This is a genomic window from Pantoea sp. GM_Pan_4, from assembly GCF_026541005.1.
In the GTDB taxonomy this organism is placed as follows: Bacteria; Pseudomonadota; Gammaproteobacteria; order Enterobacterales; family Enterobacteriaceae; genus Pantoea; species Pantoea dispersa.
Map to the genome: position 1 here is coordinate 90710 of NZ_JALNUZ010000017.1, position 10589 is coordinate 101298.

Annotated in this window: 9 protein-coding genes, 2 tRNA genes and 1 pseudogene; 5 read left to right on the forward strand and 7 right to left on the reverse strand. The window is 55.3% G+C overall.

Going from position 1 to position 10589, the window contains the following annotated elements:
* Nucleotides 1–135: 135 nt before the first annotated feature.
* A complete protein-coding gene (locus OXR61_RS22275) occupies nt 136–1629 on the forward strand; it encodes an NCS1 family nucleobase:cation symporter-1 (RefSeq protein ID WP_021507305.1) in 1494 nt (497 codons plus the stop codon).
* 100 nt (nt 1630–1729) lie between these two features.
* On the opposite strand, the gene OXR61_RS22280 is transcribed toward OXR61_RS22275, so the two are convergent.
* Nucleotides 1730–1806 (reverse strand) — tRNA-Asp (locus tag OXR61_RS22280).
* 134 nt (nt 1807–1940) lie between these two features.
* On the reverse strand, nt 1941–2672 hold the full coding sequence (gene dnaQ / locus OXR61_RS22285; RefSeq protein ID WP_267412555.1) for a DNA polymerase III subunit epsilon: 732 nt from the start codon (nt 2670–2672) through the stop codon (nt 1941–1943).
* On the opposite strand from dnaQ, the pseudogene rnhA reads away from it, so the two are divergent.
* Nucleotides 2626–3193 (forward strand): annotated as a pseudogene (rnhA, locus tag OXR61_RS22290) (ribonuclease HI). The gene dnaQ and the pseudogene rnhA sit on opposite strands and share 47 nt — an antisense overlap.
* Here the strand turns inward: rnhA and OXR61_RS22295 are convergent.
* Nucleotides 3178–3912 (reverse strand): class I SAM-dependent methyltransferase, encoded by a 735-nt coding sequence (locus OXR61_RS22295; protein ID WP_021507307.1) that lies wholly within the window; start codon nt 3910–3912, stop codon nt 3178–3180. The pseudogene rnhA and the gene OXR61_RS22295 overlap by 16 nt on opposite strands.
* A 40-nt stretch (nt 3913–3952) precedes the next feature.
* Here OXR61_RS22295 and gloB point away from each other — a divergent pair, with 40 nt between their 5' ends.
* The gene (gloB, locus tag OXR61_RS22300; protein WP_021507308.1) at nt 3953–4708 is read left to right on the forward strand and encodes a hydroxyacylglutathione hydrolase; all 756 of its coding nucleotides are present in this window, start codon (nt 3953–3955) and stop codon (nt 4706–4708) included.
* Between the two features lie 71 nt (nt 4709–4779).
* Nucleotides 4780–6156, forward strand: a complete 1377-nt coding sequence (gene mltD, locus OXR61_RS22305; RefSeq protein WP_031279674.1) for a murein transglycosylase D — start codon at nt 4780–4782, stop codon at nt 6154–6156.
* 192 nt (nt 6157–6348) lie between these two features.
* On the opposite strand, the gene OXR61_RS22310 is transcribed toward mltD, so the two are convergent.
* Both OXR61_RS22310 and OXR61_RS22315 read right to left on the reverse strand, forming a co-directional pair.
* Entirely contained in the window at nt 6349–7149 is an 801-nt protein-coding gene (locus tag OXR61_RS22310; protein ID WP_031279675.1) for an endonuclease/exonuclease/phosphatase family protein, read from the reverse strand.
* A 148-nt stretch (nt 7150–7297) separates the two neighbouring features.
* On the reverse strand, nt 7298–8476 hold the full coding sequence (locus OXR61_RS22315; protein ID WP_021507311.1) for an MFS transporter: 1179 nt from the start codon (nt 8474–8476) through the stop codon (nt 7298–7300).
* Nucleotides 8477–8576: 100 nt separating this feature from the next.
* On the opposite strand from OXR61_RS22315, the gene yafC reads away from it, so the two are divergent.
* On the forward strand, nt 8577–9485 hold the full coding sequence (gene yafC, locus OXR61_RS22320; RefSeq protein ID WP_021507312.1) for a DNA-binding transcriptional regulator YafC: 909 nt from the start codon (nt 8577–8579) through the stop codon (nt 9483–9485).
* An 11-nt stretch (nt 9486–9496) separates the two neighbouring features.
* On the opposite strand, the gene dkgB is transcribed toward yafC, so the two are convergent.
* Together dkgB and OXR61_RS22330 are read right to left on the reverse strand one after the other, a co-directional pair.
* Nucleotides 9497–10300: a 2,5-didehydrogluconate reductase DkgB gene (gene dkgB, locus OXR61_RS22325; RefSeq protein ID WP_021507313.1), complete on the reverse strand. Its 804-nt coding sequence runs from the start codon at nt 10298–10300 to the stop codon at nt 9497–9499.
* A gap of 170 nt (nt 10301–10470) precedes the next feature.
* Nucleotides 10471–10547: transfer RNA gene (locus tag OXR61_RS22330), tRNA-Asp, on the reverse strand.
* Between the last annotated feature and the right edge of the window lie 42 nt (nt 10548–10589).

The window sequence follows — 10589 nt, forward strand, 5'->3', positions numbered from 1 at the left end:
CGGCAAGTGACTGTATGCAGACATCGTATACGTGAAATTCATTTTTTGTATACAAGAAATCAATTCTGGCCTGGATCCTGCAATACCGTTTCACGCTGTCATTATTTTTCCATGAAGTTAAGAGGAGCAGGTTTCATGCCAAATCATTCTGAAGTGACCTCTGCGGTGGCCTCTGAAGCCAACGCCCATTACAGCCCGCGTCTGTGTAACGACGACCTGGCACCGACCCGCAACCAGAGCTGGTCGTGGTACAACATTTTTTCGTTCTGGATGTCGGACGTGCACAGCATGGGGGGCTATGTGGTGGCGGCCAGCTTCTTCACCCTCGGTCTGGCCAGCTGGCAGGTGCTGCTGTGTCTGCTGGTGGGAATTTGCATCGTGCAGCTGTGCGCCAACCTGGTGGCGAAGCCGAGCCAGATGGCCGGCGTGCCTTATGCGGTGATTTCGCGTCAGGCATTTGGCGTGTTCGGGGCCAACATCCCGGCGGTGATTCGCGGGCTGATCGCCTTCGCCTGGTACGGTATTCAGACCTATCTGGCGGCGAATGCGCTGATGCTGGTGCTGCTGAAGTTCTACCCGTCGTTAAGCAGCATGACGCAGAGCAGCTGGCTCGGCCTGTCGCAGCTTGGATGGTGCTGTTTCGGCGTAATGTGGCTGCTACAGGCGATGGTGTTCTGGCACGGCATGAGCGCGATTAAACGCTTTATTGATATCGCCGGTCCGGCGGTATACGTAGTGATGGTGGCGCTGGCGGGCTGGATTGTATACAAAACCGGTTTTGACGGTATCTCCTTCACCCTCGCCAGTAAATCACTGAGCGCGGGCGAGCAAACCTGGCAGATGATTACCGCGACCGCGCTGGTGGTCTCTTATTTCTCCGGTCCGCTGCTCAACTTTGGTGACTTCTCGCGCTACGGCAAAAGCATGGGTGAGATTCGCCGCGGCAACCGCTGGGGCCTGCCGTTTAACTTCCTGCTGTTTTCGATTGTGACCGTGGTCATTGTCTCGGGTACTCAGTCGCTGTTTGGCAAAATGATCACCGACCCGATCGAAACCGTAAGCATGGTAGGCAACGATGTGGCGGTCGCTATCGGGCTGCTGACCATGATTACCGCCACCATCGGCATCAATATCGTGGCGAACTTCGTTTCGCCAGCGTTCGATTTCTCTAACTGCTCACCGCAGAAGATCAGCTTCCGCGCCGGTGGTATGATCGCCGCCGTGGGTTCAGTGCTGCTGACGCCGTGGAATCTGTTCCAGTCGCCGGAACTGATTCACTACACGCTGGATGTGCTGGGATCGTTTATCGGGCCACTGTTTGGCATTCTGATCGCCGATTTCTACCTGATCAAACGCAGCAAGGTATACGTTGATGACCTGTTCAACGATACGCCAAAAGGCCGCTACTGGTATCGCGGCGGTTTCAATCCGAAAGCGATTGCTGCACTGCTGCCTTCCGTCGGCATTTGTCTGGTGATTAGCTTTATTCCGTCCCTGCACGCGGTGGCGAACTTCAGCTGGTTCATCGGCGTGGCACTGGGCGCTGGCTGCTACCGCTGGCTGGCGCGCGCTGAACGTGAGGTGCCGCAAGCCACCTATCGTGCGGAAGTGGCGGTACAGAAGGATTAATGCGCTGGCGGTCGCCATGAATGGCGACCGTACGCCAGATGGGTATGATTTAGAAAAGCAAAAAGCCGATGCATTGCTGCATCGGCTTCTTTAAAGAGATTGGCGGAACGGACGGGGCTCGAACCCGCGACCCCCTGCGTGACAGGCAGGTATTCTAACCAACTGAACTACCGCTCCGCGCTTTGTTCCCCGTCGGGAACGAGGCGCATATTAATGGCAGCCTCATCCCTCGTCAACGCTTTTTGCAGGGGAATCTCTCGTTTGCCGGTTTTTTCAGCTTAACGACGCTTTTCCACGCAAAATCAGCGGCTTCAGGCGCGCCACAGGCAGCTGCCGCCCTTCTTTTGCACCAGATCGAGCCGGCTCTCATGCGCCATTATCTCTTCATCGCTGGCGCTAACCACGCGCAGGCCGGCGCCCGGACGAACGATGCGCTGAATGTGCTCGCCTGCCACCTGATTGCTCTGCTCGCCTTCCATCGAAAACGCCAGCGAGGTCTGGCCGCCGGTCATAGTGAGGAACACTTCGGCCAGAATCTCGGCATCAAGCAAAGCGCCGTGCAGCGTACGTTTGCTGTTGTCGATCTCGAAACGGTTACACAGCGCATCCAGGCTGTTGCGCTTGCCCGGGAACATTTTACGCGCCATCGCCAGGCTATCGGTGATCTGACAGAAGGTTTCTGTCTTGCCGATGTCGCGCTGCAGCATGGAAAATTCGTAATCCATAAAGCCGATGTCGAACGAAGCGTTATGGATCACCAGCTCCGCGCCGCGAATGTAATCGAGGAAATCGTCGGCGATTTGCGCAAAGGTCGGTTTATCGGCGAGGAATTCATCGGCAATACCGTGTACGCCGAACGCTTCCGGATCCACCAGCCGATCGGGCTTGAGATACATATGGAAGTTGTTGCCGGTCAGGCGACGGTTGATCACCTCAACCGCACCGATTTCAATGATGCGATGTCCTTCGTAATGCACCCCGATCATGTTCATGCCGGTGGTTTCGGTATCGAGGACGATCTGGCGGTTATTTGCAGTGCTCATAGGACTCGTTTTATGTCAGACTTGGCGTTTTGTCAGAAGGAAGTCTACCAGAGATGCGCAAACAGGTAGAAATATTCACCGATGGATCCTGCCTGGGCAATCCCGGTCCCGGCGGCTACGGCGCCATTCTTCGCTATCGCCAGCACGAGAAATTATTCAGCGCCGGCTATCGCCTTACTACCAATAATCGCATGGAGCTGATGGCGGCCATTGTGGCACTGGAAGCGCTGACCCAGCCGTGTGACGTGGTGCTCAGCACCGACAGCCAGTATGTGCGTCAGGGCATCACCAGCTGGATTCACAACTGGAAAAAGCGCGGCTGGAAAACCGCAGAAAAGAAGCCGGTGAAGAACGTTGATCTGTGGCAGCGACTCGACGCGGCGCTCAGTACCCATCAGATTCAGTGGGAGTGGGTAAAAGGTCATGCCGGTCATCCGGAGAACGAACGCTGCGATGAACTGGCACGCAGCGCTGCCGGCAATCCTTCCCTCGACGATATTGGCTATCAGGTTGAGTCCTGATCGCTGGCTTCACGAAACTGCCGCGTGGCATTGACCGCTGGCCGTAACTGGGTTTTGCCGGGCATCATCTTCACTTTGCCCGGCGTCAGCGGGAAGGTGCGCTTACGCGCAACCACGATATTCAGACAGCCCAGCGCCGGCAGGTGCGTGCTGATCATCTTGCCGCCCTGGCGGTGCCACGGCACCACCTGAAAACGCGTACGATACACCACTTCATAGTTGAGTAAGCTCAGCCAGTCGAGCAGGCGCACCTGGCTGAACATCCGTCCGCTCCACGGTGCGCGGCGCTGTAATCCGGGCAGGCCTTTACTGATGCCCAGCAGGCTGAATGGATTGAAGCCGCTGATAATCATCCAGCCGTCATCAATCAGTACACGATCCACTTCGCGCAGTACGCGGTGCGGATCCTGGCTCCAGGCCAGCGTGTGCGCCAGCAGACAGGCATCAATCGATTTGGCTTCAAACGGCAACTGTGTTGCGCTGGCGATGACGTGCAGCCCATCGCCCTCATCGCCCACATTAACCTGATGCGATATGGCACACTGGCGGGTATTGATTTCTGCGCTGAGGCTGCCAATTTTAAGCATATGAAAGCCGTACAGCTTGCCGAGATACGGTTGCAGTTGCTGGGTTAACGCGTCGCGGAAATAGTCGCCCCAGGGCATATCCTGCCAGGAGCGCGGCGCAGTCAGGATTTGGCGTGTTTTCGCTGGCTTCATGCTCTACCATTTTCCTTTTTCTACGACCTGAGAGGTGTTTATGAATCTTACCAGTATTCCCGCGTTGCAGGATAACTACATCTGGACACTGAACGATGAACAGGGACGCTGTCTGATCGTCGATCCGGGTGAAGCCCGGCCGGTGCTGGAAAAAATTCACGCCAATCACTGGCAGCCGCAGGCCATTCTGCTGACCCATCATCATCACGATCACGTGGGCGGCGTTAGCGAACTGCTGGAGCACTATCCACAACTTGAGGTTTATGGTCCGCAGGAGACCGCCGATAAAGGCGCGCGCACTATTCTCAGTGACGGTGATGAATTTACGCTGCTCGGGCTAAATTTCCGCGTCATCGCAACGCCTGGACACACTTTAGGACATATCTCATATTTCAGCTCACCTTATCTTTTCTGTGGCGATACGATGTTTTCGGGTGGCTGCGGACGACTGTTCGAAGGCACTGCGCAGCAAATGTTTGAGTCGTTTCAGGCGCTTAATCAACTCCCTGCCGATACGCTTATCTGCTGTGCGCATGAATACACTTTATCCAATATGAAGTTTGCTGCGGCTATTCTGCCTCAGGACCCGAAAATTTTGGCAAGGTATCAGCAAATTAAGGACTTACGCGCAGAAAATCGCATTACTTTGCCAACAAAACTGGCGCTGGAGCGTGAAATAAATTTATTCCTGCGTACGCAAGATCCTGATTTGCAAAAGGCTTTAGGCATTAATGTGTCGTCGGCTCCGTTATGGCAGACTTTTGCCGATCTACGCGAGAAGAAAGACCGTTTTTGATATTTCTGGTTGTGTTGTGCCGGTCGCTAACGTATAGTTGCTCGTCTTTTAAGCGAACTATTGACACACACATGAAGGCTAAAGCGATATTACTCGCCTCGGTCTTGCTGGTTGGATGTCAGGCATCAAGGAATGACGCCAGTATCCCGGTACAGCATGCACAGAGTCTGTCTTCAGCTGGTCAAGGTGAAAATGGAAAGTACGGAGATCGCTTGTTGTCGCCGCGCTGGCAAGATGATGGAACCAGCCTCGCAGAAGACACTGATCTCTGGAATCACATTAGTGACGAGTTGAAGATGGGGATTCCGGAAAACCCGCGAATCCGCGAACAAAAAACAAAGTACTTAAAAAATAAGAGCTATCTCCACGATGTAACATTACGGGCAGAGCCGTACATGTACTGGATTGTCGAGCAGATACAGAAACGTAAAATGCCGATGGAACTGGTACTGCTACCCATAGTGGAGAGCGCTTTTGACCCACACGCAACCTCTTCTGCGAATGCCGCTGGCATCTGGCAGATCGTTGCGCAAACGGGCAAAAACTATGGTTTGAAACAGAACCAATGGTATGACGGACGCCGCGATGTGGTGGCCTCAACCAAAGTTGCGCTGGATATGATGCAACGTCTGAACGGCATGTTTGACGGTGACTGGTTACTGACCATCGCCGCCTATAACAGCGGTGAAGGGCGTGTGCTGAAGGCGATGAAACAGAACAAGGCGCGCGGTAAGCCGACCGACTTCTGGCATTTATCGCTGCCACGCGAGACTACGGTTTACGTACCTAAAATGCTGGCCCTGAGTGATATTCTCAAGAACAGCAAGCGTTACGGTATTAAGCTGCCAACCGCCAATGAGAGCCGTGCACTGGCTCGCGTTGAAGTGGGACAGCAGATTGAACTGACGCAGGCCGCAGATATGGCCGGTATGTCGCTCAGCAAGCTGAAGACATTCAATGCCGGGTATAAAAACGGCACCACCGCGCCAAACGGACCGCACTATATTATGGTGCCAAAGTCCAACGTGGCTCAGCTGCGCAATTCGCTGGCTTCCGGTGATATTGCTGCGGTACAGCCCGGCGAGCTGGCGAAAGTCAGCGCTGCAGGCAATAGCTATAAGGTCCGCAAAGGCGACACCTTATCGGGCATTGCCAGTAAGCTTGGTGTGAGCGTTAGTGCACTGAAGCAGCAGAATAACCTGCGCAGCGCGTCAGTACGCATCGGTCAGACACTGACCGTTGGCAGCAAAGCTGGCGCGTCGCAGCTGGCGGATAACGGCAACAGCATCACCTACCGTGTACGTAAGGGTGATTCTTTTGCCAGTATCGCCAAACGTCACGGTGTTAACACCAAAGACGTGATGCGCTGGAACAGTGACGCTAAAGACATTCAGCCCGGTGACAAGCTGACGTTGTTTGTGAAGAATAGCGCAACACCTGATACCTGATGCACCGAAAAGGCTGACTTTTGTCAGCCTTTTTCATTATTTACCTTTTCCCGTTGCCGCAGTCAGACAACTCCCGCGTAAACCTCGTTATTTTCGCCGCTGCGCCATGCCTTTAGCAGTCTGAAGTGGCTTATTGAGCAGGGTGCGGCATCAGCGCTGTGAATCATTCGCCTTTGGCGCGCCGCACTTGGCTTAACGTTTAGCCGCGCCGGGACTGAATTCAACCAGCAGAGGATTATGGTCAGAGGCACGCGTCACCAGCACCGACGCCTCGCTGACTTTCATGTCGCGGTAAAAGACAAAGTCCAGCGGGCGGCCAAAGGCCTTGCGCCGATGATCATCAGTAAAGTTTACTTCGCGCAGCGCCATCTCACGGGCAAAGCGGTAGAGCGCGTTCATACGCTGGCGGCTCCAGGCATTGAAGTCGCCGGCCATGATCACCGGCCCGCGATGATGCTGGATTTGCTCGCCAATCGGCCCCAGCTGTTTGCTGTACACATCAACGCCGAGGCTGAAATTGACCGCATGAATGTTCACCACCATCAGCATTTCGCCGGTGGGAAGCGGATAGGCAGTGACCAGAGCAGATTTAGACAGCCTCAGTAGCGGCTCACGTTCACGCAGCGGACAGCAGTAGACCGGATGGGCAGAAGCCAGCGTCATGACGCCAGAGGGGTGTTGTGGCAGCACAAAGGCCGGTACCTGATCGGCCGCAAGATAATTGCTGGTGGCGAACTGCACCAGTTCCGGGGTGGTCTGCGCCTCCTGCAGCAGCACCAGATGGGCATCTTTACCGAAGCCCTGCAGTACTGACATCCAGTCTGCCCGCTGCTGTTTGAAGATATTCCACACCAGCACGCGCAGGGTTGGGTCGGCTGGCAGCGGTGCACCGGGCGGTAACGCCTGCCCAAGATGCAGCATCGCCCCTGGCGGAAAAATCCGCTCAGCAGGCTGACCTGCTACATACCGCATTGCATAAGTTTTTTTTCGCACTGTCCCGCCTGGCTGATTTACGACTACAACTTCACCTGACTGTTATAGGGATTTTAGCGCGGGGTTTCAATTGCTGTTATTGATTGTCGGAATTCGCCTCACAGCCAGCAACGGCAACAGCCCGCCATGCGGCAGGCTGTTGTGCGGCTTATTCAGTAATGGCTGCCGTGCGCGGCTTATCCAGCTGGCCGCTGAGGCGGACCAGCAGCAGAGCCGCAAACACGATGACGGCACCCACCCATGGCGTCTGCGCCAGACCGTAATGTTCCACGATGTGACCGCCGACGGTTGAACCCAGTGCGATGCCAATATTAAAGGCCGCGATATTCAGCCCTGACGCGACATCAACTGCGCCTGGCGCATAGTGTTCAGCCTTTTGCACCACGTAAACCTGCAGGCCAGGTACGTTAGCAAAGGCAAAGACGCCCATCACCAGCACCGTGAGCAGCGCGAGGTAATGCATGCTGGCGGTGAACTGGAATACCACTAACAGAATGGCCAGCGCGATAAAAATCAGCGTCAGCGCCGGTACCGCACCGCGGCGATCGGCCAGCCTGCCGCCCCAGATATTCCCGATCGCCACCGCAATACCGTACCCCAGCAGCACGCCGCTGACGGCGGTCGGCGAGAAACCGGCCAGTGACTGCATCATCGGTGCCAGGAAGGTAAAGGTGGTAAAGATGCCACCGTAGCCCAGCGCAGTAATCGCGTAAATCAGCAGCAGACGCGGATTGATCATCACCGCGGCCTGTTGTGCCAGTGAAGTGGCAGGCGGCTGTGCGATGTTACGTGGTACCAGTATCATGCTGCTGACCAGTGCAATCACGCCCAGCAGAGAGACCGCCAGAAAACTTTCACGCCAGCCAAAATGCTGACCAATCAGTGTGCCAAGCGGTACGCCGGTGACCAGCGCCACGGTTAAGCCGCCAAACATGATGGCTATCGCACTGGCGGCCTTCTCTTTGCTTACCAGGCTGGTCGCAATGGTTGAGCCGACGGAGAAGAAAACACCGTGCGCCAGACCGGTCAGCAGACGCGCCATTACCAGCGTTTCATAGTTGGGTGCCAGCCAGGCCACCAGATTACCGACGGTAAACAGCGCCATCAGCCCCATCAGCAACTGCTTGCGCGGCAGCTTGCCGGTTAAAGCGGTCAGCACTGGCGCGCCGACGGCCACGCCAAGCGCGTAGATGGATACCAGCATCCCGGCAGAAGGTAACGTAATGCTGAGCTGTTCAGCGATGGTCGGAATCAGCCCGACGATAACAAACTCGGTGGTTCCGATAGCGAAGGCGCTGATGGTCAGCGCCCAGAGTGCAAGTGGCATGGTTGACTCCCAATAATGTTTTGATGGGCGCCATTATCGACTCGTGCTTTAATAACAAAAAGAAGCAAAGTAACAATAAACTTTTGCCTGAGGAGGCATAATGAAGGCATCTTCAGAGGAGTTAAAAGTCTTTATCGCTGTGGTAGAAAGCGGCAGTTTTAGCCGTGCAGCGGAGCAGTTACAGATGGCCAATTCGGCGGTGAGCCGCACGGTGAAGAAGCTGGAGAACAAGCTTGGCGTGTCGCTGCTGACGCGTACCACCCGTCAGCTGGCGCTGACTTATGAAGGCGAACTCTATTTCCGGCGCGTGCAGAAGCTGATCCTTGAGATGGCGACAGCAGAGAATGAGCTGATCGAGCGCCAGCAGGCGCCACAGGGCGTGCTGCGCATCGACGCGGCAACACCGGTGATCCTTAACCTGCTGATGCCGATGATTAAACCCTTTCGCGAGCGCTATCCGGCGGTCACGCTATCGCTAATCTCCTCTGAAAGCTTTATCAACCTGATCGATCGTAAAGTGGATGTCGCTATTCGTGCCGGGGACTTAACCGACTCCACGCTGCGTGCCCGGCTGCTGTTCACCAGCTATCGTAAAATGGTCGCTACGCCAGCTTATCTGGCGAAATATGGCACGCCGGCGTCGGTGGAGGCGCTGGCACAGCATCAGTGCCTCGGCTTTGTCGAGACGCCTCGTCTCAATCGCTGGCCCGTGTCGGCTAATGGCAGCGATCTGTATGAAATTGACGCGGCGATGTCATCAAATAGCGGAGAGACGATCAAGCAGCTGTGCCTTAACGATCAGGGTATCGCCTGCCTGTCGGACTTTATGGTGAATGCGGAAATTGCGGCGGGCACTTTTGTTGAGGTGCTGGCGCACCAGTCGGTACCGGTTGAGATGCCTTTTAATGCGGTGTATTACAGCGATTTAGGGGTGAGCCAGCGCGTGCGGGCCTTTATTGATTTTCTCAGCGAGTGGGTCAGAGATCAGCCCTGGCGCGTGCAGGGCTGATGCACGGAGAATTAATCCCAGTCTGGTGCCAGGCCTTCCGGGCTGACCAGACGCTGCTGACGATCCAGCGCGGCGATCTGCGCCATGTCGTCCGCATCCAGTTTCAGATCCTGCGCCGCCATATTGCTGGCCAGGTTCTCACGTTTGGTTGAGGAGGGGATCACGGCATAACCCAGTGCCAGTGCCCACGCCAGGACGACCTGCGCGGGTGTGGCCTGATGTTTCTGCGCAATCTGCATTATCACCTGTTCTTTTAACGCTTCGCCATACGCCAGCGTCATGTATGAAGTGATATGAATGCCCTGCTGTTTCGCGAAGTCCACGACCTGGCGATTTTGCAGGAACGGGTGCAGTTCAATCTGGTTGGTCGCAATGTTCTCTGCGCCCACAGCGGCAATGGCCTCTTTCATCAGGGCAATCGGGAAGTTAGAGATACCAACCTGACGCGTCAGGCCCGCCTCTTTCGCGGCCATCAATGCCTGCATGCTCTCTTTGACCGATACCGCTGCACCCGGCGATGGCCAGTGGATCAGCGTCAAATCGACATAGTCGGTACGCAGTTTCGCCAGGCTCTGCTGCAGGCTGGGGATCAGTTTGTCGGCGGCGAGATTCTCAATCCAGATTTTAGTGGTGATAAACAGCTCATCACGTGCCACGCCGCTTTCGGCAATAGCCTGACCTACGGCAGCTTCGTTTTCATAAATTTGTGCGGTATCGATGGTGCGATAACCGAGTTCCAGTGCGGTTTTCACTGAATGAATAACGACATCGTCCTGCAGACGAAATGTTCCTAAACCAAAAGCGGGGATTGTCATGTTTTCCTCATTATTGCGTTGAATGTTGCGATGAGGCGTATTGTGGCAGGATTATTGTTGCTGAAAAATCCGCTTATGAGCAGAGGAATTTTGCGTTTTACTCAACAATGGCGGGTTTTTAGCGGACATGAAAAAGCCCTGACTTCACAGTCAGGGCTTCTCAATTTAAGTGGCGGAACGGACGGGGCTCGAACCCGCGACCCCCTGCGTGACAGGCAGGTATTCTAACCAACTGAACTACCGCTCCACCGATTCTGTACTGATATCAGACCGTCGCTGATTTCAGGTA

Excerpts from the sequence above, each read along its gene's own strand:
- OXR61_RS22275 (WP_021507305.1), top strand. The coding sequence starts at position 136 with ATGCCAAATCATTCTGAAGTGACCTCTGCGGTGGCCTCTGAAGCCAAC.
- dnaQ (WP_267412555.1), bottom strand. The coding sequence starts at position 2,672 with ATGAGCACTGCAAATAACCGCCAGATCGTCCTCGATACCGAAACCACC.
- OXR61_RS22295 (WP_021507307.1), bottom strand. The coding sequence starts at position 3,912 with ATGAAGCCAGCGAAAACACGCCAAATCCTGACTGCGCCGCGCTCCTGG.
- gloB (WP_021507308.1), top strand. The coding sequence starts at position 3,953 with ATGAATCTTACCAGTATTCCCGCGTTGCAGGATAACTACATCTGGACA.
- mltD (WP_031279674.1), top strand. The coding sequence starts at position 4,780 with ATGAAGGCTAAAGCGATATTACTCGCCTCGGTCTTGCTGGTTGGATGT.
- OXR61_RS22315 (WP_021507311.1), bottom strand. The coding sequence starts at position 8,476 with ATGCCACTTGCACTCTGGGCGCTGACCATCAGCGCCTTCGCTATCGGA.
- yafC (WP_021507312.1), top strand. The coding sequence starts at position 8,577 with ATGAAGGCATCTTCAGAGGAGTTAAAAGTCTTTATCGCTGTGGTAGAA.
- dkgB (WP_021507313.1), bottom strand. The coding sequence starts at position 10,300 with ATGACAATCCCCGCTTTTGGTTTAGGAACATTTCGTCTGCAGGACGAT.